Source organism: Achromobacter sp. LC458 (assembly GCF_001005835.2).
GTDB lineage: Bacteria > Pseudomonadota > Gammaproteobacteria > Burkholderiales > Burkholderiaceae_B > Achromobacter > Achromobacter spanius_B.
This window is the reverse complement of sequence record NZ_LBHW02000016.1, coordinates 77,888-101,099: the sequence shown is the minus strand read 5'-3', so window position 1 is coordinate 101,099 and position 23,212 is coordinate 77,888. Positions and strand designations below refer to the sequence as shown.

The window sequence follows — 23,212 nt, the reverse complement described above, 5'->3', positions numbered from 1 at the left end:
GGGGGGCGCCGGCGGCTTAGGCCGCGTGCCCCGGCGCCGGGCGCAGGTAGTCGATATCCCATTCGGACTCGGCCGTCTGCACAAACCCGTGCCGGCGATAAAACTGGTTCGAATCGCTGCCCCGCAACGCGCCCACACTGACCGGCAGCCCCTGGCTGTCGGCGTCACCCAGAATCCTTTGCAGGACGCGGCCGCCCAGGCCCTGTCCCTGCGCGGCGGGCGCGAGGTACAGGTGGTCCAGCCGCAGGCCCTGGCCGTCCGGCCGCAGGGCATAGAACCCCACCCGTTTTCCGGCATGTTCGATCCACCAGGTGCAATCCGGGTGGAAATTGGCGCGCAGCCGTTCCCGGGCACGCGCCGGGTCGAATCTGCCCACTCGTTCCAGGCTGTCGCGCATGGCCTGCACGCGGATGTCGGCCAGCGCATCGAAGTCGGATGCCGAGACGGGCAGGGTGCGCACCTGATCGCTCGTGATTTCGTCATAGCCGCGTCCCAAGAATTGCAGGATGCAGATGCCGTGGCCATACGGGTCGCTAAGGTGTGCGATGCGGCCCCAGGCGTGAGTGGCAGCGGGGCCTTCCAGGATGGCGCCGGCGGCGACGGCCTGATCGACGGCCCGGTCCACGTCGGGCACGACGACGTCCAGGTGCACGGGCGTCCAATGGCGGGCGTAATCGCGCGATGGCGCCGCCGCGCCCGCGGCCCCCGACGCACCCGCCGCACTGGTGCCAGCCGCCTTTTCCAGCAGATAGATGGGGGCGTTGGCGCCCAGCATTTCAGCCGCTTTCGGCCCCAGGCGCCGGTGCAGCGTCAGCCCGAAGGCGCGTTCGTAGAAGACGATGGCGTGTTCAAGATCGGGCACATCGATATTCACAAGCAGCTGCATGGCGGCATTCCTTCGGCGGGGGATGAAAACATATCACGCGCGCCACGGGCCGGCGACACAGCGGTAACCGCGCTAAAGAACCCCCGCCGGCGACCGTAAAAAGGATATATATGTTTGCCGATTTGGCGACGTCATCTCTGCAAGCGAGCAAGGCCCCCACCGTGCGTTACCCCCATATCCCCTGGCTGCCCCTGTTGTTCTACCCCGCGTTGCCAGTGGCCGCCGCGGTAGGCCTGATGCTGTGGCGCGAGTGGCCGCCCGCGCTGACTTTGATCGTGCCGTTCGTGCCGTGGGTGATGGCGCTGATCGGCGCGGCCATCTGTTTGATGTATCAGCGTTCGCAAACCATGGCGCTGATGCTGTGCGTGCTGGCAGCCACGGCGGTATGGCCGACGCTGGCGCGCGAGGCGCCATGGGCGTTGGGCCCCGCGCTGGCGTGGTGGGCCATTGCCTACACCATCAACGCGCTGTGGGCCGAACGATCCAGCATGCTGTTGGACTTGGCGCTACGCATCGGCCTGATTGCCGTCGGCATGGCCGGCATTGCGCTGGTCGGCAAAGAAGGGCTGGTGGAAGTGTTTGGCACGCTGGCCCTGCAAGGCAAGCTGGCGCGGCTTGGCGTGCCGGTCGAGGCGCTGGTGGCGTTGCTGGGCACCGGCCTGACGCTGACCCTGTTGCTGCTGCGTTATGGCCGCCCGCAACAGGCCGGACAATGGCTGGGGTTTGTGTGCATGGCGTGGGCATTGCCGCGCGGCGCGCAGCATCCGATCGAACTGGCCCTGATGTCCGCCGCCGCGCTGACGGCGCTGTGCATTTCGCTGGCCCACGAAGGCTTTCACATGGCGTTTCGCGACGAGCTGACCGGCTTGCCGGGCCGGCGCGCGCTGAACGAACGCCTGCAACGCATGGGCCGCGTCTACACGCTGGCGATGGCCGACGTGGACCATTTCAAGGCATTCAACGATACGCACGGGCACGACGTGGGCGACCAGGTGCTGCGCATGGTGGCGTCGCAGCTGCGGCGCGTGCCGGGCGGTGGGCAGGCGTATCGCTACGGCGGCGAAGAATTCACGTTGGTGTTTCCGGGCAAGACGGCGGCGGAAAGCCTGCCGCACCTGGAAGCGGTGCGCCGCGCAATCGAGGCCTACCAGATGCGCCTGCGTGACAAGCCCGCGCGGCCCAAGGCAGATCAACTGGGCCAGCGCCGGCGCGGTGCGCGTGGTGCGCGCAATCCGCGTCCGCTGCGGGTAACGGTAAGCATCGGCGTGGCCGAGCGGGGCGACGCGCTGCGTGCGCCGGACGCGGTCATCAAGGCGGCCGACCAGGCGCTGTACAAGGCCAAGGACGGTGGCCGCAATCAGGTGTGCGCCTACGGCACGCGGCGGCGCGGGGCGGCGGCGTAGGGCGCTCCGCCCGCTTTGTCGTTTACTTTTCCGCTAGCGGCAGCGCCATCAGCGTTTCGTCGTAAAGCTGGTCATTGACGCATAGCGCCTCGCGCTCGCGCCCGTATTCCACGAAGCCCAGGCCGGCATACAAGGCGGCGGCCGACGTGTTGTTAGACGTGACGCTTAACTGCACCTGACGAATGCCGCGCATGGTGCGGGCATGCGCGATGGCGGCTTGCAACAGCAACCGCCCCAGCCCGCGGCCACGGTGTTCGGGCGCCACGTAGACGCTCCAGATATGCGCCTTGTGCCGCATCTTCAACTTGCGCTGGCGGCCCACGCCGATGATGCCCACCAGGTCATCACCCACGAACACCCCGAACATCGCGCTGTCGTCCTGCGGCGTGACCCAGCCTTTGATGTCGTCCAGTGTCAGCGTGTGTTCCTCTTCGTAACTCGATCCGAACGATTCCGGCGTTTCAACCAGGGCGTCCAGGCGCAAACGTCGTAGTGACGGGGCGTCAAGGGCGGTCATGCGTCTGACTAGCGGTGCGGTCATGGGCGGCAAGTGTTGGGAATAGGAAACGTTGAGGGGTTTCCCGCCGATTATAGGTAACACGCTTGCCTATAATGGTCCTATTGCCGCTTGCGGTTTTCACAAAGGAGCCAACGATGTTCGGTTTCCTCAAGACAAACCAGGAAGCCACCCTTGATGAAGTGCAGGACGCATTTGTCGAACGGGTGGCAGACGCCGCGCAAGACTTTGTACAAGCCGCCGAATCCACCGGCGCCATATTGGACTACTCCCTGTCCAGCATCCACGCGCTCGATACCGCGCTGGAAGCCGCCCACCTGGGCACCTTGCCGCTTACCCCCATGCAAACCGTTGGCGCCGCCGCCTACCTCTACGAGGTTGGTCGCCGGGCGCATGGCGGGCTGTACGAGGTCTGCGACGACGAAGACCCGGTCGTGCTCGTCTGTGGCGAACCCGGGGCCGAAGTCTGCTTTGGCGCCATCGCCAAGGTAGAACGCCGGATCCGGGACGGGGCCACCGAGTCCATCCCCGCCTACTTCGAGCAGTTCACCTTGGCATTGGAAGCCGGCGAAGCCCGCACCATCCGCTAGGTTTGCTCCGTGCCGCCGTTGCTGTCGCTGTGCTGAAAGCCCGGCTTTTGGCGCGATGACAACGGCTGTTCGGCCTATCTGGGGATTTCCCGTAGGACTGAAAGAAAAACAGCCCTACAATTCCGCCATTCCCGCCTGTTGGGCGGGGGCTCGCGCCGTCTGTCATCAGGCGGATTTTTACTAGCAGTACACTCGCGCCGCGTTATGCGACCGAACCCGCCATGCCCCCAGGAGCGCCTGCATGAAATTTCGCTTCCCCATTTTCATCATCGACGAGGACTACCGTTCCGAGAACGCGTCCGGTTTGGGTATTCGTGCCTTATCTGAAGCGATCGAGGCCGAGGGCGTCGAGGTGATCGGGGTGACCAGCTATGGCGACCTGAGTTCGTTCGCGCAACAGCAAAGCCGGGCCAGCGCCTTCATCCTGTCGATTGACGATGAAGAGTTCGACGTGGACTCGCCCGAAGACGTGGCCAGCGCCATCAAGAACCTGCGCATGTTCATTGGCGAACTGCGCTTTCGCAACGCCGACATTCCCATCTATCTGTATGGCGAGACGCGCACGTCGGAACACATTCCGAACGACATCCTGCGCGAACTGCACGGCTTCATTCACATGTTCGAGGACACCCCCGAATTCGTGGCGCGCCACATCATCCGCGAAGCGCGCAGCTACGTGGATTCGCTGCCGCCGCCGTTCTTCCGCGAGCTGGTCAAGTACGCGCAAGACGGCTCGTATTCCTGGCACTGCCCGGGCCACTCGGGCGGCGTCGCCTTCCTGAAGAGCCCCGTGGGCCGCATGTTCCACCAGTTCTTCGGTGAAAACATGCTGCGCGCCGACGTCTGCAACGCCGTGGACGAACTGGGCCAGTTGCTGGACCACACCGGCCCCGTGGCCGAGTCCGAGCTGAACGCCGCGCGCATCTTCCACGCCGACCACTGCTTTTTCGTGACCAACGGCACGTCCACGTCCAACAAGGTCGTGTGGCACGCCAACGTGGCCGCCGGCGACGTGGTCGTGGTGGACCGCAACTGCCACAAGTCGATTCTGCACGCCATCACGATGACGGGCGCGATCCCGGTGTTCCTGCGCCCCACGCGCAACCACCTGGGCATCATCGGGCCGATCCCGCTGGAAGAATTCCACCCGGACAACATCCGCAAGAAGATCGAGGCCAACCCCTTCGCGCGCGAAGCGGTGAACAAGAATCCGCGCATCCTGACGCTGACGCAAAGCACGTACGACGGCGTCATCTACAACGTGGAAATGATCAAGGAGCAGCTGGGCAGCTATGTCGATACGCTGCACTTTGACGAAGCCTGGCTGCCGCACGCCTCGTTCCACGAGTTCTACCAGGACATGCACGCCATCGGCCAGGACCGCCCGCGCAGCCAGGACGCGATGGTCTTCGCCACGCACTCCACGCACAAGCTGCTGGCCGGCATTTCGCAGGCCTCGCAGATCATCGTGCAGGAATCCGAGACCCGCAAGCTGGACCGCAACGTCTTCAACGAGGCGTACCTGATGCACACGTCGACCTCGCCGCAGTACGCGATCATCGCGTCGTGCGACGTGGCCGCCGCCATGATGGAGCCGCCCGGAGGCACCGCGCTGGTCGAGGAAAGCATCCGCGAAGCGCTGGACTTCCGCCGCGCCATGCGCAAGGTGGAATCCGAATTCGGCAAGAACGACTGGTGGTTCAAGGTCTGGGGCCCCAACCGCCTGGTGTCCGAAGGCATCGGCAACCGCGACGAATGGATCCTGGAAGCCAACGACCACTGGCACGGCTTCGGCGAAATGGCCGAAGGCTTCAACATGCTGGACCCGATCAAGGCCACGGTCATCACGCCGGGGCTGGACATGTCGGGCAGCTTCGGCGAAACGGGTATCCCGGCCGCGCTGGTCTCCAAGTACCTGACCGAGCACGGCGTCGTGGTCGAAAAGACCGGCCTGTATTCGTTCTTCATCCTGTTCACTATCGGCATTACCAAGGGCCGCTGGAACACGCTGTTGACCGCGTTGCAGCAGTTCAAGGACGACTACGATCGTAACCAGCCGCTGTGGCGCATCCTGCCCGACTTCTGCCGTGTGCATCGCCGCTACGAACGCATGGGCCTGCGCGATCTGTGCCAGGAAATCCACGAAGCCTACCGCGCGCGCGACGTCGCCCGCCTGACCACCGAGATGTACCTGAGCGACATGGTGCCGGCGCTGAAGCCGTCGGACGCCTTTGCGCGCATGGCGCACCGCGAGGTCGAGCGTGTCGACATCGATAAGCTGGAAGGCCGCGTCACGGGCGTGCTGTTGACGCCGTATCCCCCGGGCATTCCGCTGTTGATCCCGGGTGAACGCTTTAACCGCACGATCGTGCAGTACCTGCAATTCGCGCGCGAATTCAACGAGCGCTTCCCCGGCTTCGAAACCTATATTCACGGCCTGGCCGACGAACTGGGTCCGGATGGCGAAAAGCGCTACTACGTTGATTGCCTGATCGAAGAATAAGACCCGGCGGGTCTGGAGTCCTGATGTTTGATGTAGCCGTCCTCGGCGCCGGCGCCGCTGGCATGATGTGTGCAGCGGTGGCCGGGCAGCGCGGCTTGCGCGTGGTGCTGGTCGACCATGCCGAGCGCCTGGCCGAAAAAATCCGCATCTCCGGCGGTGGCCGCTGCAACTTCACCAACATCGGGACCGGGCCCGCCAATTTTCTGTCCGACAACCCGCATTTCTGCCGCTCGGCACTGTCGGCTTACACGCCGCAGGATTTTCTGGCGCTGATGAAGCGCCACCATATCGCCTGGCACGAGAAACACCGTGGTCAGCTGTTCTGCAACGATTCCAGCGAATCCATCATCAACATGCTGCGCGCCGAGTGCGACGCGGGCGATGTGCAATGGCGCATGGGCTGTTCGGTGGCCGATATCGGCCATGGCGAGCAGGGCTTCGAACTGCGCACCAGCCAGGGCGTGATCCGCGCGGCCAAGCTGGTCGTGGCCACGGGCGGCATGGCGATTCCGCAGCTGGGCGCCACCGACTTCGGCCTGAAGATCGCGCGCCAATTCGGCTTGAAAGTCGTCGAGCCGCGACCCGCGTTGGTACCGCTGACCTTTGACTCCGCACAATGGCAGCCGCTGTCCGAGCTGTCGGGCGTGGCGCTGGAAGTGGGCCTGCAGACGGGGCAGGGCAAGGCGCGGGGTGAATTCCTGGAAGACCTGCTGTTTACCCATCGCGGCCTCTCAGGCCCGGGCATCCTGCAAATTTCCAGCTACTGGAAGCCGGGCGAACCCATCGTGATCGACCTGGCACCGGGCCGCGACCTGGCCGAAGAATTGCTGGCGTCCAAGTCGGGCAACCGGCAGCAGCTGCATACCGTGCTGGCGGGCCTGTGGCCCAAGCGCCTGGCCGATCGCTGGCTGCATCTGGCAGAGCAGGGCGGCAAGCCCGGCCTGGCCGCGATGCGCCTGGCCGACGCGCCCGACAAAACGCTGCGCGCGCTGGCTCAAGACATCCACCAATGGACGCTGGTGCCCAGCGGCACCGCCGGCTACAAGAAAGCCGAAGTGATGCGCGGCGGCGTCGACACGCGCGGCCTGGACCAGAAATCCATGCAAGCCAAAACCACGCCCGGGCTGTACTTCATCGGCGAAGCGGTGGATGTGACCGGCTGGCTGGGCGGCTACAACTTCCAATGGGCCTGGGCTTCGGGCGTGGCCTGCGGCAAGGCGCTGTAGGCCTCGCCGGGATCAGAGCTGCCGCCATACTGATCCGTCGGTTGAAGCCGTCGCGGCAGGCGGCGGCGCCATGATGGTGTCGTGCGCCATGGCAGCCGTTGCCACCGCGCCAAGTGTGGCGCTATGGGAAACTTCTTTTAATGCTTTGCCGGCAACCACTGGGACGCCTAATTTCTCAATCAGGGCCGCGCCTTCCGGCGTTTGTCCTAGCGCGGCCAACATGCCCGTAAGGCGCGTGCCGCCACTGGGCGTGAACATGTCGCCCAGTGAGGCGACGCCATTTTGCATATCGCCCGAATTGGCGATGACCTTCAAGTCCGCTTGTTGCAGGGCGCGGGCCATTTCCATGCCGACATCCTTGCCTGACCTTACCTGTTCGATGCGGATGAGATATTCCTGGTAGCCCGCGTTGCCCCCGATTTCTTTCGCCAGCTTGATTTGCGCTTCAACGGGCGCCACCTGCATGGCTTGCTCGGCGGACGCTTTTGCGGCGCCAAGCGCCGTTACACCCTCGGCTTCCCGGGTTGCCGAGATCAGATCGCCTTCCGCCTTGGCAATTTGGGCTTCTTTTTCGGCGTGTGCGGCAACCACGGCTATCTGCCGGTTTTCTTCGGCCCTGACGACAGCGACATCACGCGAAATTTCGGCCGCTTGTACGTCGCGCACGCGCTGGACCTCCATGTCCTTTCGAGCCGTGGTGACGGATTCGAACGCGATCGCCTGGCGTGACTGTTCCTCTGCGATGCCAACCTCGCGTTCGGTTTCCGCGTTGCGCATGCCGACCTGCTGGCGAGCGTTCTGCTGTTGAAGGTCGATTTCCCGCTTCATGGCGATTTCTTTTTCGGTTGCCGCGCGATTGTGTTCGGCGACTTCTTCGCGGCTCTGGCGGTCTATGCGCGCCTTCTCGCGAGCCATGATCTGGTCGATCACTTTATTGTTCGCGCTGTCGCGGATGTCCATGAACTCGATGGTCTTGACGGTCTTGACGCCCCACTCGGCTAGTTGAGTGTCCACTGCTGCAGTAAACGCGTCGGCAAGCGTACTTCGCGCCTGCATGATGTCTTCCAGCTTGTTCGTTGCCAACACGCTACGTACGGACCCTTGGACTACGTTGCGAAGCTGGTCGACCAGGACATCAAAGGTCGACACCCGCTGGGCAGCAAGCGAGGCGTCTTCAATGCGGAAGAACGCAGTGACGTCGACTTCGAACGGCAGCCGTGCGGCGTCATAGGCAGCGTAGTCCTTCAGATCGACCTGGAAGTTGCTTTCAGGAAACTTGGATACCGCCACGCCCCACACCGGCAGCCAGCTTGGCCAGTGGTAGTAGGTGTTGCCCCCCAACTTGCCGCGCCCGTAGGGTGTGGTCTGCTTGCTGGATTGAACGATGTGCACCATGTTGGTGGGCACAACGCGGCGAAGGGAAACGATGACAAATGCGATCAGGGGAAACAGAGCAACCAGGGCGCTTGCGATGCTCGTGGTGGAAATTTCGATCATGTTTACGGCGGATACTCGAAGTTAAGGCGTCCGGGGTGGGCGCCCTTGGACTGCGGGATCATAGGACGCGACCATTCCGCGACTTATGACAATGTCGTTATTGTTTTATCAAATAAAAATACATATCATTTATGTTTTCGATTTCGACTGGCTGCTTTCGATGAAAAGGGGCCAGTTCCACGGAGACGCTCATGCCCTACACCCTTCCGACGCTGCCCTACGCCTATGACGCCCTCGAGCCTCACATCGACGCCATGACGATGGAGATTCACTCCAGCAAGCATCATCAAACCTATGTCACCAGCCTGAACGCGGCGCTGGATGGCGCCGGCATCAGCACGGAAGAACCCGTTGAAGCCCTGGTCGCGCGGCTGGACCAATTGCCGCAAGCCATACGCGGCGCGGTGCGCAACCATGGCGGCGGCCACGCCAACCACAGCTTGTTCTGGTCGGTGATGTCGCCCCAGGGTGGCGGCGAGCCCGATGGCGCGCTGGCGGCCGCTATCGAATCCGAACTGGGTGGTCTGGCCGCCTTCCGCGAGGCCTTCACCAAAGCGGCCCTGACCCGCTTTGGCAGCGGCTGGGCCTGGCTCTCGGTCACGCCGGCCGGCAAGCTGGTGGTGGAAAGCAGCGCTAATCAGGACAGCCCTCTGATGCACGGCAATACGCCGATCCTGGGCCTGGACGTCTGGGAACACGCCTATTACCTCAAGTACCAAAACCGTCGCCCTGAATACATTGGCGCCTTCTACAATGTCGTGAATTGGCCCGAGGTGGCGCGCCGTTATGCGGCCGCAAAGGGTTAAGCCCGCTTTGTGATGGAGGCATCGGCCCCATGAACACATTCAGCCGTCACCGCGTGCGTCCCGCGGCCACCAGCATCAGCGTCTGGACCCTGGCCGTGCTGGTGTCCTGCCTGGCGATGCACCAGCTGTGGGCGTACCTGGACGTGCGCGCGCCGCACGTGGCCGACGCCCTGCTGGGCGGGCTGGTAGCGGCCGGCGCCACCGCGCTGGGCACCGTGCCCATCCTGTTCGCCCGCACCATCCCGCAAAAGGTCCAGGACAGCATGTTCGGGTTCGGCGCGGGCGTCATGCTGGCGGCCAGCGCGTTTTCCCTGGTGGTGCCGGGCATCGCGGCGGCCGAAAGCCAGGGCATGGGCCGCTGGGGCGCGGGCCTGACGGTGGGGGCGGCCATTCTGCTGGGCGCGGCGGTGCTGCTCATCATGGACCGCACGCTGCCGCACGAACATTTCATCAAGGGCCGCGAAGGCATCGAGGCGCGCCGCATGCGACGCGCCTGGTTGTTCGTTATCGCCATCACGCTGCACAACCTGCCCGAAGGCCTGGCCATCGGCGTGGGTTACGCGGGGGGCGATCCGGTGGCGGGCACCGCGTTGGCCACGGGCATCGCGATCCAGGACATTCCCGAGGGGATGGTTGTCGCGGTGGCGCTGTTGGCCGCCGGCTATAAGCGGGCCTTCGCCGTGGCGCTGGGCATGTTGTCGGGGCTGGTCGAACCGTTGGGCGCAGTGCTGGGCGCCGCCATCGTCGGCTGGTCCGTCTTGCTGCTGCCCTGGGGGCTGGGCTTTGCGGCGGGCGCCATGCTGTTTGTCATCAGCCACGAGATCATTCCCGAATCGCACCGCAAGGGGCACGAGGTCTACGCCACGTGCGGGCTGATGCTGGGCTTTGTGCTGATGATGTTGCTGGACACGGCGCTGGGCTAGCCCGGGGGTTGGTGTCCGGTTTGGCGTGGTCCGCGGCAGCGGTTTGTGGCCGGGCCGCGCCCGGAAATCGCGCTTTTCCAGGGCTGGTTTTCGTTGTATGCTTGGCGCCGCTGTCACGCATGTTTGCGGGAGAGAGCGCCCCTTTCACCAGGGTCGCCGCCGAAGGCGCAATTCGCCCAGAATCGCTCAGGTAACCGATACCGCACATGCTTGCCCCGTCCCGGTTTTTACCGTGTGGATGCGGCAAAACAGTACTCTGGAGAGACCTGGCGCCGCCCCGAATTCGGGACACAGCGAGCAGCCCAGGCGCCGAAGGTGCAAACCCGCCCAGCGCGGGGCAACTCTCAGGCAAAAGGACAGAGGGGCGGAAGATTCAGCCGATGCCGTGCGGGCGCAATCCGCTTGTCACGACCGGCATTCCGTAACCCTGGCAAGCCATTGCCGTCCCGGAGTTTCCGCGCATGTCCGCAACCCTCAAACGCACCCCGCTGGCCGACGAACACATCGCCTCCGGCGCCCGAATGGTCGATTTCGGCGGCTGGGACATGCCCTTGGCCTACGGCTCGCAGCTTGAGGAACACCACGCGGTGCGCCAGGACGCCGGCATGTTCGACGTGTCGCACATGCTGAACGTGGATGTGGCCGGCCCCGATGCCTACGCCTTCCTGCAACGCCTGGTCGCCAACGACGTCGCCAAGCTGACCGTGCCCGGCAAGGCGCTGTATTCGTGCATGCTGAACCCGCAGGGCGGCGTCATCGACGACCTGATCATCTATTTCTTTGCCGCTGACGAATGGCGCGTGGTCGTCAACGCCGGCACCGCCGACAAAGACGTGGCCTGGATGCAGCGCGTGAAGCAGGCCGGCAGTTTCGACGTTGCCATCACCCCGCGCCGCGATCTGGCCATGGTAGCCGTGCAGGGCCCGAACGCCCGCGCCAAGGTCTGGGCCGCGCGCCCGGCCTGGCAAGCCGCCTCCGAAGCACTGACCCCCTTCGTTGCCGCCCGCGTGGGCGACGACACGCTCGTCGCCCGCACCGGCTACACCGGCGAAGACGGCTTTGAAATCGTCCTGCCTGCGTCCGACGTCGTGCAGCTGTGGCGCGACCTTGCTGCCCAGGGCGTGCGCCCGGCGGGCCTGGGCGCGCGCGACACGCTGCGCCTGGAAGCCGGCATGAACCTGTATGGCCAGGACATGGACGAGCTGACCCAGCCCGACCAGGCCGGCCTGACCTGGACCGTGTCGCTCAAGAATGCCGAGCGCCGCTTCATCGGCCGCGACGCGCTGGAACAATTCGCCACCCCCGCCGCCTTTGTCGGCCTGAAGCTGCAAGAGCGCGGCGTGATGCGCGCCCACATGGCCGTGCGCTGCGCGCAAGGCACGGGCGAACTCACCAGCGGCACCATGTCGCCCACGCTGGGCGTGTCGATCGGCTTTGCCCGCCTGCCGCAAGGCGTGCGTCCGGGCGACACCGTCGAAGTCGACATCCGCGGCAAATGGGTGCCCGCCCTGGTCTGCAAGCTGCCCTTCGTGCGTAACGGCAAAGCCGTCGAACACTCGTAAACTCGAAGCTTCGCGCGAACGGCCGCTGCCAGTTGACGCACACGCCGCTCGCACGAGGCGCGCAACACCATTCATCTACCCGTATTCCCTAGAGGATTTCCCATGAGCCTGCCCACCGATCGCAAGTACACCCAGTCCCACGAATGGGTCAAAGCTGAAGGCGACGTGTTTGTCGTCGGCATCACCGATACCGCCCAGGACCAATTGGGCGACCTGGTTTTCGTTGGCGACGTCAAGGTTGGCGCCAAGCTGAACGCGGGCGAAACCGCCGGCGTGGTTGAGTCGGTCAAGGCCGCCTCGGACATCTACGCACCCGTCAACGGTGAAATCGTTGCCTTCAACGACGAGCTGGAAAACAACCCCAGCCTGATCAACGAATCGGCCTTCACCACCTGGATCTTCAAGATCAAGCCGGTCAACGCGGCAGATGCCGACAAGCTGCTGGACGCCGCCGGCTACGAAGCCGTCGCCAACGGCTAAGAAGCCGGTTCGAGCCGGGCGCGCCGACCTCTTGGCGCGCCGGCCTGATGCACCACCACCCGAGAGTTCCCATGTCGCGCGCCCTAGACACCCATACCGACTTCATCCCCCGCCACATCGGCCCGTCCGACGCCGACCAGGCCGCCATGCTCCAAGTGATTGGCAGCGCCAGCCTGGACGCCCTGATCGACGAAGTCGTTCCCGCCAAGATCCGCAGCCAGGCCCCGCTGGCGCTGCCGCCCTCGCGCAGCGAAACCGACGTGCTGGCCGAACTGAAGCAGATCGCGGGCCGCAACAAGGTCTTTCGCAATTACATCGGCCAGGGTTACTACGGCACGCAGACCCCCAACGTCGTGCTGCGCAACATTCTTGAGAACCCCGCCTGGTACACGGCCTACACGCCGTATCAGCCGGAGATCTCGCAAGGGCGTCTTGAAGCCCTGCTGAACTACCAGACCATGGTCGCCGACCTGACCGGGCTGGACATCTCCAACGCCTCGCTGCTGGACGAAAGCACGGCCGCCGCCGAAGCCATGACGCTGGCCCGCCGTGGCGCCAAGTCGCAAAGCCCGGTGTTCTTCATTTCGCGCCATGTGCATCCGCAGACCATCGAAGTCGTGCGCACGCGCGCCGAAGGCCTGGGGCTGGAAATCACCGTGGGCGACGAAGCCCAGGGCCTGCCGGAATGCTTCGGCGTGCTGCTGCAATACCCGCACAGCACCGGCTCGGTGTCCGACTACCGCAAGCTGGCAGAAGCCGCCCACGCGCAAGGCGCCGTGGTTGCCTGCGCCACCGACCTGCTTGCGCTGGCCCTGTTGGCCGCCCCGGGCGAGTGGGGCGCGGACATCGCCATCGGATCGGCGCAACGCTTTGGCGTGCCGTTCGGTTTTGGCGGCCCGCACGCCGGCTTCATGGCCTGCAAGGATTCCTTCAAGCGCAACATGGCCGGCCGCCTGGTCGGCGTGTCGAAAGACGCACAAGGCAACCCGGCAATGCGCCTGGCGCTGCAAACGCGCGAACAGCACATCCGCCGCGAGAAGGCCACGTCCAACATTTGCACCGCGCAGGTGCTGCTGGCCGTGATGGCCGGCATGTACGCCGTGTGGCATGGCCCCGAAGGCATCCGCCGCATTGCCCAGCGCGTGCAGCGCAGCACCGCCATCTTGCGCGCTGAACTCATCAAGCTGGGCGTGAAGGTCGTGAACGACACGTTCTTCGACACGCTGCTGCTGGAAACGGGCGCGGCCACCCCGGCCATCCTGACGGCCGCCGAGTGCGAGCACATCAACCTGCGCCGCGTCGACGGCGCGCGCCTGGCCGTGTCGCTGGACGAAACCGTTACCGTCGCCGACCTGCAAGCGCTGGTCAACGTGTTTGCCGCCGGCCTGGAACGCGATGATGTCGAACTGGACATCGACGCGCTGGACGCGGCCGCCGCCGGCGGCATTCCCGCATCGGTCGCGCGCGAAAGCGCCATCCTCAAGCACCCCGTCTTCTCCAGCGTGCAATCCGAAACCGACATGCTGCGCTACCTGCGCAAGCTGGCCGACAAGGACCTGGCGCTGGACCGCACGATGATCCCGCTGGGTTCGTGCACCATGAAGCTGAACGCCACGGCCGAGATGATCCCCATCACCTGGCCCGAATTCGCGCTGATCCACCCATTTGCCCCCGCCTCGCAAAGCCAGGGCTACAACGAACTGATCGACCGCCTGTCCGCCGCGCTGTGCGAAATCACCGGCTATGACAACATCAGCCTGCAACCGAACTCGGGCGCGCAGGGCGAATACGCCGGCCTGCTGGCCATTCGCGGCTACCACCAGGCCAACGGCCAGCATCAGCGCAACGTCTGCCTGATCCCGGCCTCGGCCCACGGCACCAACCCCGCGTCGGCGCAGCTGGCCGGCATGGACGTGGTGGTGGTGGCGTCCGATTCCAACGGCAACGTCGATCTTTCCGACCTGCGCGCCAAGATCGAGCAGGTCGGCGACAAGCTGGCCGCGCTGATGATCACCTACCCGTCCACGCACGGCGTGTTCGAGGAAGCCGTCACTGAAATCTGCGACATGGTCCACCAGGCCGGCGGCCAGGTGTACCTGGACGGCGCCAACATGAACGCCATGGTCGGCGTGGCCCAGCCGGGCAAGTTCGGCTCCGACGTATCGCACCTGAACCTGCACAAGACGTTCTGCATTCCGCACGGCGGCGGCGGCCCCGGCGTGGGTCCCGTAGCGGTGCGCGCGCACCTGGCGCCGTACCTGCCGGGCGTGGTGAACGAACAGGGCAAGCTGCCCGGCGAAGCCAAGGTCGGCCCGGTGTCGGCCGCGCCGTTCGGTTCGGCCGGCATCCTGCCGATTCCGTTCGTGTACATCGCGCTGATGGGTGCTGATGGCCTGCGCCGCGCCACCGAAGTGGCCATCCTGAACGCCAACTACATCGCTACCCGCCTGCGCGACCACTATCCGGTGCTGTACGCGGGCCGCAATGGCCGCGTGGCGCACGAGTGCATTCTGGACGTGCGCCCGTTGAAGGAAACCAGCGGCATCAGCGCCGAGGACATCGCCAAGCGCCTGATGGACTACGGCTTCCACGCGCCCACCATGAGCTTCCCGGTGGCCGGCACGCTGATGGTCGAGCCCACGGAATCCGAAGGCGTGGCCGAGCTTGACCGCTTCATCGACGCGATGATCTCCATCCGCGAGGAAATCGCCCAGGTCGAGCGCGGCGAACGCGATCGCGAGGACAACGTCCTGAAGAACGCGCCGCACACCGCGCAGATGCTGTTGGCCGAAGAATGGCTGCACGACTACCCGCGCCAGCAGGCCGCCTACCCGGTGGCGTCGCTGCGCGAGGCCAAGTACTGGCCGCCCGTGGCCCGTGTGGACAACGCCTACGGCGACCGCAACCTGGTCTGCGCGTGCTTGCCGATCGAAGCCTACGCGTAGGGCATTACGCGTAGCGGCGACAAAAAAGCCTCCATCTTGCGATGGAGGCTTTTTGTTGGGCGCTTGCCCGTATCGGTATCGGCCGTACGCCTTACTTGGCCGGCGCCGCCTGGGCCGCCTCGTTGAAGTCTTCGGCGATGCTGATGAACGTGTTCAACAGGATTTGCAGGTTGTCCTTGCCGATCCCGCCTTCCGCGTTCATGTCCATTTGCAGCACGGCCTGGTTCTTGTTGTCCAGGTAGGCGCGGGTCCAGCGGTATTCCTGGTTCCAGCTGTTGATGGTCTTCAGCGACATCGGCTTCTTGGTCTTGTACGTGGCCGTCATGACCAGGTCCAGGCACTTTTCAGTGAAGTCGTTGCACAGGAATTCCAGGCGCAGGTCGCTGGCGCCGGTGGTGCCCGGGTCCAGGATCAGCACGGGGCCTTCGTCGCCATCCTGCTTGTTGGCGGTAATGCCCATGTCGTCCAGCAGGGCGCTGACGGTATCCAGGCTGAAGTCCTGCATCACGCCGACGGCGGGCGTTGCGCCTTCAGCCGGCTCTTGCTCGCTCATGCCGGGCATGGACTCTTCTTCGTCGTCGCCCATGGAATTCATGCCGGCGGCGCCAAGCAGGCCGCTGAACAATTCGTCGGCGGGAATTTCCTTGCCGTTCAGGTTGCCCATGCCGTCCGCGAACGTGAACTTGCCGACGATGTTGTCGCCGTCGTTCTTGCCCACGTTGAACATTTCAGCCATGCCCGACATCTGGCGCACGGTCTGGTCGGCGTCCTCGGCGGCCTTCTCCGGGGTCAGCCCTTCTTTCTTGACGGCGTATTGCGCGACCAGGTCCTGCACCATCGGCTTGGAAATGATCAGCGTGGCGTCGATGCGCTTGATGGCCTTGGCGGCAATTTCCTGCGGCGTCAGGTTCTTGACGTCCGGCGGGTTGGCCAAGTCCAGCGTGAAGTTCAACTTGCTTTCGCCCTTGCCGGTTTTCCAGCTGATCGGGTCGATGCTGAATGACGGGTTGCCCGCCAGCAGCTTGCCGGCGCTGTCCAGCATCGCCTGGAACTGCTCGTCCTTCAGGCCCTCGTCTTCGGTTTGCGCCATGTATTGACGCAGCAGCTGGTTGTACGTGTCCGACAGTTGCTTGACGGCCTGGCCGTCCAGCTTGGCCAGCTTGATTACGGCCTGGCCATTGCCCAGAGGCACGTCGTTGACGGTGATGTCGCCGGTTTGATAGGCGGCCTGCATGTTGATGGACTTGTCGTCCTCGGACAGCTTCACGCCGTAGCCGAAGTTATCCAGCGACAGCTTGACGTCGTCGCCCTTGCGGGTCACGTCGATGCGCTTGATCTTCAGGTCCGAATCGCCCATCGACACGCCGAACTTGCCCATGCGGCTGTTCACGTCCATCGTCAGGCCGGCGATCGACATGATGACGGGGTCGTTGCTCTTGGAACCGTCGATGGCCAGCTTGTCCATCACGCCATGCGCGACGACGCCTTGCAGCGTACGGTCGAAGCTGCCGGTGATGACCATGCCGCTGAAGTCGATCGAATTGCCTTGCAGCGCGGTCGACACGGGCGCGATCTTGGCCGTGGAGGTGGTCGTGCCGCTGTAGCTGACCATCGCGTCGCTGATCAGCGGCGAGATGTCTTTGGTCAGCGCGAACACTTCCTTCAGGTTGTCGGTCTTGGCGACTTCCGCGTGCACGAACGCCAGCTTGGGCGCAATCGCGCCGCGCGACAGCGCGGTCTTGGGGAAGGGGCCGTGTTCGATGACGGCATCGAATTCGATCATGCCGGCGGGCATGGCGTCCGGGCTCTTGTCGTTCTTGACCAGCGACAGGCCATAACGGGCCTGGGTCGAGAACAGGCTGCGGTCGTACTTGAGCTGGTCGATGCGCAGGCCGAACAGCGGCGTCAGCTTGGCCAGCTTTTCGTTGGCTTCGGCCAGATGGCGTTGCGAGCTTTCCTCAATGCGTTTGCCGGTATACCACGTGGCGCCTATCCAGCTTCCCGCTCCCACTATGACCACGCCGAGGGTGATCGCTACGCTCTTTTTCATCGTTGTGCTTTTTTCGTTGATTATCGAGTTATATCCGGCAGACAGGGCATTGCGCCGTCGCGGCTGGTCTCCCAGGCGCGGCTGCCGGCATACACGTATTCATCGGCCTGTAAGGGCCCGCGCCGGAGTATACCGATGCGCTGTGACGCTCGACCGTGCGCCCAGTTACTGAAGATTTCAAAATGAAAGGCCGGCGCAGGGCGCCGGCCGTTTTGTCGACAACTTTGCGACCCGATTTCGTTACAGCGGGTCCAGCGGGTAGATCGGCCGGCGCACGTGCTTGAACTCAAGCTGGCTGTAGTCGGACGTGGTGACGCCCACGCCGGTGCATTCGATGACCTCGGTGGCCATGGCTGAAAAGCCCGCGCGCCAGTGCACCCGGCTTTTCAGCACCACATAGCGCTTTTGCAGGGGGTCAACGCCCACGGACAACAGGCAGTTGATGTCGAAGGGTTCCTGGTGGCGCGACACCACCACGATTTCGACCCGGCCGGTGTCGATCACCACCGTCAGCCCGGTGTCGTTGCGCACGCCCCGGTACATCGGGCCCCGGCTCAGGTACACGCCGTCGAACACCAGCTTGACGCGGCCTGTCACCTGCAACGATTCGCTGGGTTCCTTGATAGCCGGCATGGCCAGCTTGCCGCCCAGCGTCAGGGTGATGGTCTTGCCCACGCCCGCGGCGGCGGCCTGTTCTGCTGCCTGGGGGTCGCAGATGGCGTAGAACACCACGTTGTCCAATTCCTGGCGCAGCACTTCGGCCAGCACGGCCGTGGTGTCCATGGTGCCGCCCGAGCCCGTGTTGTCGTAGTGGTCCAGCAGCACCACGGGGCCTTGCTCGATCTGCTTGGCGCGCGCGATGGTGGGCGCCAGCGGCTCGGGGTGGAACACCCAATCGGCGCGACCTGCCCAGGCGCGTTCCAGCAGTTCGTCGCGGTGCTTCTCGGCCTCTTGCAGGTTGCCGTCCGTACAGACGACGGCGCTCAGGCCCGCTTCGCGGATGTCCGCATGCGGAAACCCCACGAAGACGGACGCCGCCAGCACGCCGCCCGCTTCCAGTTCCTTGCAGCGTTCCTGCAAGGGGCCGTTGGGCGCGGCATGGGTGCCCTGGCACATGATGTGCGGCAGCATGGGCTTGTTGGCCCACGTCATGACGGGTTTGATCTCGCCCTTGAGCGTGCGCGCGATGACGTTGGCGGCGCGCACCCCGGCCGCGCGGATATCCACGTGCGGATACGTGTGAAAGCCGCTGATGACGGTGGCGTTGCGCACGATGTCGTCGTAGATATTGGCGTGCATGTCCAGCGTGACGGCCACCGGCGTGGTCGGGTCGATTTCCCGCAGGCGCCGCAGCAGGTCGCCCTCGGCGTCTTCCACGCCTTCGGCCACCATGGCGCCGTGCAGGTCCAGCAAGATGGCGTCAAAGCCGCCCAGCTTGACCTGGTCCAGCACCAGCTTGCACAGGCGTTCGTGGGTCTCGGCGCTGGTGGGGCCGCTGGGCCAGGACTCGGCCGCTACGGGCACGACCATTTCCGCGCCCTCGCGGCGCGCCACTTCGATATAGCCGCCCAGCCCGCTGTCGGTGTTCTCGTAGGCCTTGATGGCAAGATCGCCGGCCAGGATGTCGGGGCTACCTCGGAAAAAGCGTTCAAGCGGGGTCGGCACGGGCGAATAGGTATTCGTCTCGTGCTTGATCATTGCCAATAGCCAACGCATGGGAATTCCTGTGGTTGCTGTGGAAAGTCAGTTCGTCTGGGGCGGCTGCGGCCACGGGTGTTGCGCGGGACGCATCTGCTCCCACGCGCGCGCCACGCGCAACACGCCCAGGTCGTCAAAGCGCGCGCCGGCGATTTGCAGCCCAATGGGCAGCCCCGCCCGCGTATAGCCGCAATTGACCGAGGCGGCCGGCTGTTCGCTCATGTTGAAGGGCAAGGTGAAGCCGATGTGGTGCATGGTCGTGGCCACTTCATTGGTGGGCGACGGCCACTCGGCGTTGTAGGCCACCACGGGCGCCACGGGCGACAGCACGTAGTCGAATGGCGCGCAGGCGGCCACGGTCTTGGCGCGCACGTTCAGCGTTTCGTAGTAGCTCTTGAAGACGGCTTCGCCGCTTTGGCCGCCGCCGCTTTCCGCCCACGTGCGAATGAACGGCAGGATCTTGGCGCGGCGTGCCTCGGGCAGCGCGGCCAGGTCGATGGCCGAACGCGTGCGCCAGAAACGGTCCACACCATCCAGCATGTCGGGCGTCATCCAGGGCAGCATCGGCGTGACGATGGCGCCGGCGGCTTCGAAGGCTTGCGCGGCCGCCTGCACGGCGTCGCGCACTTCCGGGTCCAGCGGCAGGCCGCAGCCGGCATCCATCAGCAGGCCGATGCGCAGGCCTTTAACGTCTTGCGCCAGGTTAAGCCAGTCGAAGTCCTGGAAAGGCAAGCTCATGTGGTCGCGCGCGTCGGGCTGCGACAGCACGCCCATCATCAGCGCGGTATCGGTGATGGTGCGCGTCATGGGGCCGGCGCAGCGGCCCATGAAAGGCGGGTCGATGGGAATGCGGCCCAGGCTGGGTTTCAGCGTGGCGATGCCACACCAGGCGGCCGGCAGGCGCACCGAGCCGCCGATGTCGGTGCCGATATGCAGCGGGCCATAACCCGCCGCCGCCGCCGCGCCCGCGCCGGCGCTGGAGCCGCCCGGGTTCTTGCTCAGGTCCCAGGGGTTGCGCGTCAGCTCGTGAAAGCTGGACAGCCCCGAGGACAGCATGCCGAAGTCCGGCATGGTGGTCTTGCCCAGCAGCACGGCGCCCGCTTCGCGCATGCGGGCGGCGGGCGGCGCGTCAGCGGCGGCCGGGGTCAGGTCGGTGGCGGCGGTGCCCAGCGGCACGGGCGTGCCGCGTGTAGCGATGTTTTCCTTGATGGTGGCGGGCACGCCATCCAGGCTGTAGCCGCCCGCTGATTGCGGCTGGCCCTTCATCCAGCGGGCTTCGGAGGCCCGCGCCATTGCCAGCGCGCCTTCGGGGTCCAACGCGTAGGTGGCCTTCAGGTGCGGTTCCCAGCGCTGGATGTGGTCAAGCACCGAGCGCGTGACCTCAACGGGCGACAAGGTCTTGTCGCGATACGCTTGCAGCAGTTCCTGGGCGGACAATTCGTGCGGTTGTGACATCTGGGTTCCTGTGTTGCAAAGGAAGGCAATTCGGGTATTCAGGGCATCAGCACATCAGCCCATCATGATGCGGCGGCCGCCGCTTGCGCCAAGGTCGTGGCGACGGGCTGGAAGTTGCGGAAGTCCCAGTCGCGCCCGGGCGCCGCGTCGATCAGCGCGCGGGTGTATTCGTGGCGCGGCTCCGTCAGCACGGTTTCGGCCGAACCGGTCTCAACCACCTTGCCGCGCTGCATGACCATGATGGTGTCGCAAATTTGCGCGGCCACGCGCAAGTCGTGCGTGATGAACAGCACGCCCACGCCGGTGCGCTGGCGCACTTGCTCCAGCAGTTCAAGCACCTGCGCCTGCACCGACACGTCCAGCGCCGATACGGCTTCGTCGGCCACCAGGATCTCCGGGTCCATGACCAGCGCGCGCGCGATGCAGATGCGCTGGCGCTGTCCGCCCGAAAATTGGTGCGGGTAGCGTTGCATGGCGTCGGGGCTCAGGCCCACCACGGTCAGCGTTTCGCCGGCGCGCTTCAGCGCCTGATCGCGCGGCATGCCAAAGTTAAGCAGGCCTTCGATGATGGATTCGCCCACGGTGCGGCGCGGGTTCAGCGACCGGTACGGGTCCTGGAACACGATCTGGATGCGGCGGCGCACGGGGCGCAGCGCCGAGCCCGACAACGTGCTCAAGTCTTCACCGCCCATCATCATGTGCCCGGCGGTGGGCTCGATCAGGCGCACGATGCAGCGCGCCACCGTGGACTTGCCCGACCCGGATTCGCCCACGATGCCCAGGATTTCGCCTTTGCGCAGCGTCAGGTTGACGTCGGTAGCGGCCACCACATGTTGCGCGGCGCGCCGCGAGAACATCGAGCTTTTGCCCGCGTAGGTGCGGCCCAGGCCCTTGACGTGCAACACGGGCTGGCCATCCGGCGCGTCGCGGCGGTTGGGCACCAGGCTGGGCACGGACGACACCAGGCGGCGCGTGTACGACTGCTTGGGTTCGGCCAGGATTTCGTTGCGCGTGCCGCTTTCGATCAGGTCGCCCCGGTTCATCACCACGATGCGATCCGAAATCTCGGCCACCACGCCAAAGTCGTGCGTGATGAACAGCACGGCCGTCTTGTGCTTGACCTGCAATTCCTTGATCAGCGCCAGGATCTGCTTTTGCGTGGTGACGTCCAGCGCGGTCGTGGGTTCGTCGGCGATCAGCAGCTTGGGTTCAAGGATCAGCGCCATCGCAATCACGATGCGCTGGCGCTGGCCGCCCGACAGCTGGTGCGGATACGCCTCGAAGATGCGTTCCACATCGGGCAGGTGTACCGACTGGAACATGTCCAGCACCTTGGCGCGGCGGTCGGCGGCGCTCATGCCCTTGCGGTGCAGGCGCAGCACTTCGTCAACCTGCTTGCCCACCGTATGCACGGGGTTCAGCGCGGTCATGGGTTCCTGGAACACCATGGCCATGCGGGTCGCGCGCATCTCGCGCAGGCGGCGTTGCGACGCGGTGGCGACGTCTTCGCCTTCCACGCGGATGGAACCGGCGCTGATGGACAGGATGCCTTGCGGCAACAGGCCCATCACGGCCAGCGATGTGACCGATTTGCCCGAGCCGGATTCACCAACCACGCACACGGTTTCGCCGGCATGCACGTCCAGGCTCAGATTGCGCACGACGCGGTTGCCGGCGCCGGCCACTTCCACGGACAGGTTGCGAATGGCCAGGATGGCGGACGAGGTGTCGCCCGCGGGGGGAGTAGGAGAGTAGGTCATCGGCATCAGATCCTGCGCACCATTTTCGGGTCCAGCGCATCGCGCAGGGCGTCACCCAGGATGTTCACGCTAAGCACGGTCAGCGACAGAAGCAGGCCAGGAAAGAGAATCAGGCCGGGCAGCATGCGGAAATACATGCGGCCTTCGGACATGATGTTGCCCCACGACGCGATCTCGGGCGGGATGCCCGCGCCCAGGAAGCTGAGGATGGCCTCGGTCAGCATGGCGGAGGCGAACACGTAGGTGCCTTGCACCGTCAGCGGCGCGATGGTGCTGGGCACCATGTGGCGCCACAGCAGCAGCGGCAAGGGCGTGCCCAACGCCAGCGCGGCTTCTACATAGGGTTCGCCGCGCACCGTCAGGATCTGCCCGCGCACCAGCCGCACCACCCGGGGAATTTCCGGGATGGTGATGGCGACAAGCACGGTCGTGATACTGGCGCCGGTAACCGACACCAGGGCAATTGCCAGCAGGATGCCGGGAATGGCCATGATGGCGTCCATGGTGCGCATGATCAGCCCGTCCAGCGAACGGAACCAGCCAGCAATGACGCCGATGACCAGCCCGATGGCTACGCTGACGACGGCGGCGCCCAGGCCCGCGATCAGCGAGATGCGCGCGCCGTAGGCCACGCGCGACCAGACGTCTCGGCCAAAGGCGTCGGTGCCGAACAGGTAGTCGGTAAAGGGCTGCTTCAGGCGCGCGCCCGGGTTGATGAAGGTAGGGTCCACCGTGCCCAGCAGCGGCGCGAACACGGCAATGGCGACGATGGTCACCAGCACCACCAGCGCCAGCATGACCGGCCAGCTTTTCAGGCCCTGGCGCACTTGGCGCCAGGCGGTGACTTGAGGGTTGCCGCCTCCGGGGAGGTCGGCGGCCGCCTGCACGGCGGCATCGGTTGGCGTGTGCAT

General features: G+C 65.1%; 17 protein-coding genes and 2 riboswitches. Of the genes, 9 read left to right on the top strand and 8 right to left on the bottom strand.

Going from position 1 to position 23,212, the window contains the following annotated elements:
• Positions 1-16: 16 nt before the first annotated feature.
• Positions 17-886: a GNAT family N-acetyltransferase gene (locus tag YH64_RS15405; protein WP_046805109.1), complete on the bottom strand. Its 870-nt coding sequence runs from the start codon at positions 884-886 to the stop codon at positions 17-19.
• Between the two features lie 110 nt (positions 887-996).
• On the opposite strand from YH64_RS15405, the gene YH64_RS15400 reads away from it, so the two are divergent.
• Positions 997-2,289 (top strand): diguanylate cyclase, encoded by a 1,293-nt coding sequence (locus YH64_RS15400; RefSeq protein ID WP_255444485.1) that lies wholly within the window; start codon positions 997-999, stop codon positions 2,287-2,289.
• A 22-nt stretch (positions 2,290-2,311) separates the two neighbouring features.
• Here the strand turns inward: YH64_RS15400 and YH64_RS15395 are convergent, their stop codons facing one another.
• Entirely contained in the window at positions 2,312-2,806 is a 495-nt protein-coding gene (locus YH64_RS15395; protein WP_370512751.1) for an N-acetyltransferase family protein, read from the bottom strand.
• A gap of 137 nt (positions 2,807-2,943) precedes the next feature.
• Here YH64_RS15395 and YH64_RS15390 point away from each other — a divergent pair, with 137 nt between their 5' ends.
• The 3 genes from YH64_RS15390 (at position 2,944) to YH64_RS15380 (ending at position 7,125) form a co-directional block, all read left to right on the top strand.
• A complete protein-coding gene (locus YH64_RS15390; RefSeq protein ID WP_046805108.1) occupies positions 2,944-3,396 on the top strand; it encodes a hypothetical protein in 453 nt (150 codons plus the stop codon).
• A gap of 241 nt (positions 3,397-3,637) precedes the next feature.
• A complete protein-coding gene (locus YH64_RS15385; protein ID WP_046805107.1) occupies positions 3,638-5,899 on the top strand; it encodes an arginine/lysine/ornithine decarboxylase in 2,262 nt (753 codons plus the stop codon).
• Positions 5,900-5,922: 23 nt separating this feature from the next.
• A complete protein-coding gene (locus YH64_RS15380) occupies positions 5,923-7,125 on the top strand; it encodes an NAD(P)/FAD-dependent oxidoreductase (protein WP_046805106.1) in 1,203 nt (400 codons plus the stop codon).
• 12 nt (positions 7,126-7,137) lie between these two features.
• On the opposite strand, the gene YH64_RS15375 is transcribed toward YH64_RS15380, so the two are convergent.
• Positions 7,138-8,622, bottom strand: a complete 1,485-nt coding sequence (locus YH64_RS15375; protein ID WP_082134495.1) for an SPFH domain-containing protein — start codon at positions 8,620-8,622, stop codon at positions 7,138-7,140.
• A 191-nt stretch (positions 8,623-8,813) separates the two neighbouring features.
• On the opposite strand from YH64_RS15375, the gene YH64_RS15370 reads away from it, so the two are divergent.
• From YH64_RS15370 to gcvP, 5 genes are all read left to right on the top strand, one after another.
• Positions 8,814-9,428, top strand: a complete 615-nt coding sequence (locus tag YH64_RS15370) for a superoxide dismutase (protein ID WP_046805105.1) — start codon at positions 8,814-8,816, stop codon at positions 9,426-9,428.
• A 29-nt stretch (positions 9,429-9,457) separates the two neighbouring features.
• A complete protein-coding gene (locus tag YH64_RS15365) occupies positions 9,458-10,351 on the top strand; it encodes a ZIP family metal transporter (RefSeq protein WP_046805104.1) in 894 nt (297 codons plus the stop codon).
• Positions 10,352-10,467: 116 nt separating this feature from the next.
• Positions 10,468-10,564, top strand: a riboswitch (glycine riboswitch).
• Positions 10,565-10,597: 33 nt separating this feature from the next.
• Positions 10,598-10,721: riboswitch (glycine riboswitch) on the top strand.
• Between the two features lie 91 nt (positions 10,722-10,812).
• On the top strand, positions 10,813-11,913 hold the full coding sequence (gene gcvT / locus YH64_RS15360) for a glycine cleavage system aminomethyltransferase GcvT (RefSeq protein ID WP_046805103.1): 1,101 nt from the start codon (positions 10,813-10,815) through the stop codon (positions 11,911-11,913).
• A 102-nt stretch (positions 11,914-12,015) separates the two neighbouring features.
• Entirely contained in the window at positions 12,016-12,393 is a 378-nt protein-coding gene (gene gcvH / locus YH64_RS15355; protein ID WP_046805102.1) for a glycine cleavage system protein GcvH, read from the top strand.
• Between the two features lie 71 nt (positions 12,394-12,464).
• Positions 12,465-15,338: an aminomethyl-transferring glycine dehydrogenase gene (gcvP, locus tag YH64_RS15350; protein WP_046805101.1), complete on the top strand. Its 2,874-nt coding sequence runs from the start codon at positions 12,465-12,467 to the stop codon at positions 15,336-15,338.
• A gap of 91 nt (positions 15,339-15,429) precedes the next feature.
• On the opposite strand, the gene YH64_RS15345 is transcribed toward gcvP, so the two are convergent.
• The 5 genes from YH64_RS15345 to YH64_RS15325 form a co-directional block, all read right to left on the bottom strand.
• On the bottom strand, positions 15,430-17,388 hold the full coding sequence (locus tag YH64_RS15345; protein ID WP_046805100.1) for a DUF945 family protein: 1,959 nt from the start codon (positions 17,386-17,388) through the stop codon (positions 15,430-15,432).
• Between the two features lie 240 nt (positions 17,389-17,628).
• Entirely contained in the window at positions 17,629-19,104 is a 1,476-nt protein-coding gene (locus YH64_RS15340) for a M81 family metallopeptidase (RefSeq protein ID WP_046805099.1), read from the bottom strand.
• Between the two features lie 27 nt (positions 19,105-19,131).
• Positions 19,132-20,541: an amidase gene (locus YH64_RS15335; RefSeq protein WP_046805098.1), complete on the bottom strand. Its 1,410-nt coding sequence runs from the start codon at positions 20,539-20,541 to the stop codon at positions 19,132-19,134.
• 62 nt (positions 20,542-20,603) lie between these two features.
• Positions 20,604-22,301 carry an ABC transporter ATP-binding protein gene (locus tag YH64_RS15330; protein ID WP_046805097.1) on the bottom strand — a complete coding sequence of 566 codons (1,698 nt, stop codon included), beginning with the start codon at positions 22,299-22,301 and terminating at the stop codon, positions 20,604-20,606.
• 5 nt (positions 22,302-22,306) lie between these two features.
• Positions 22,307-23,212, bottom strand: coding sequence for an ABC transporter permease (locus YH64_RS15325; RefSeq protein WP_046805096.1), 906 nt, complete (start codon positions 23,210-23,212; stop codon positions 22,307-22,309).

Excerpts from the sequence above, each read along its gene's own strand:
- YH64_RS15405 (WP_046805109.1), bottom strand. The coding sequence starts at position 886 with ATGCAGCTGCTTGTGAATATCGATGTGCCCGATCTTGAACACGCCATC.
- YH64_RS15400 (WP_255444485.1), top strand. The coding sequence starts at position 997 with ATGTTTGCCGATTTGGCGACGTCATCTCTGCAAGCGAGCAAGGCCCCC.
- YH64_RS15395 (WP_370512751.1), bottom strand. The coding sequence starts at position 2,806 with ATGACCGCCCTTGACGCCCCGTCACTACGACGTTTGCGCCTGGACGCC.
- YH64_RS15390 (WP_046805108.1), top strand. The coding sequence starts at position 2,944 with ATGTTCGGTTTCCTCAAGACAAACCAGGAAGCCACCCTTGATGAAGTG.
- YH64_RS15385 (WP_046805107.1), top strand. The coding sequence starts at position 3,638 with ATGAAATTTCGCTTCCCCATTTTCATCATCGACGAGGACTACCGTTCC.
- YH64_RS15380 (WP_046805106.1), top strand. The coding sequence starts at position 5,923 with ATGTTTGATGTAGCCGTCCTCGGCGCCGGCGCCGCTGGCATGATGTGT.
- YH64_RS15375 (WP_082134495.1), bottom strand. The coding sequence starts at position 8,622 with ATGATCGAAATTTCCACCACGAGCATCGCAAGCGCCCTGGTTGCTCTG.
- YH64_RS15370 (WP_046805105.1), top strand. The coding sequence starts at position 8,814 with ATGCCCTACACCCTTCCGACGCTGCCCTACGCCTATGACGCCCTCGAG.
- YH64_RS15365 (WP_046805104.1), top strand. The coding sequence starts at position 9,458 with ATGAACACATTCAGCCGTCACCGCGTGCGTCCCGCGGCCACCAGCATC.
- gcvT (WP_046805103.1), top strand. The coding sequence starts at position 10,813 with ATGTCCGCAACCCTCAAACGCACCCCGCTGGCCGACGAACACATCGCC.
- gcvH (WP_046805102.1), top strand. The coding sequence starts at position 12,016 with ATGAGCCTGCCCACCGATCGCAAGTACACCCAGTCCCACGAATGGGTC.
- gcvP (WP_046805101.1), top strand. The coding sequence starts at position 12,465 with ATGTCGCGCGCCCTAGACACCCATACCGACTTCATCCCCCGCCACATC.
- YH64_RS15345 (WP_046805100.1), bottom strand. The coding sequence starts at position 17,388 with ATGAAAAAGAGCGTAGCGATCACCCTCGGCGTGGTCATAGTGGGAGCG.
- YH64_RS15340 (WP_046805099.1), bottom strand. The coding sequence starts at position 19,104 with ATGCGTTGGCTATTGGCAATGATCAAGCACGAGACGAATACCTATTCG.
- YH64_RS15335 (WP_046805098.1), bottom strand. The coding sequence starts at position 20,541 with ATGTCACAACCGCACGAATTGTCCGCCCAGGAACTGCTGCAAGCGTAT.
- YH64_RS15330 (WP_046805097.1), bottom strand. The coding sequence starts at position 22,301 with ATGACCTACTCTCCTACTCCCCCCGCGGGCGACACCTCGTCCGCCATC.
- YH64_RS15325 (WP_046805096.1), bottom strand. The coding sequence starts at position 23,212 with ATGCACACGCCAACCGATGCCGCCGTGCAGGCGGCCGCCGACCTCCCC.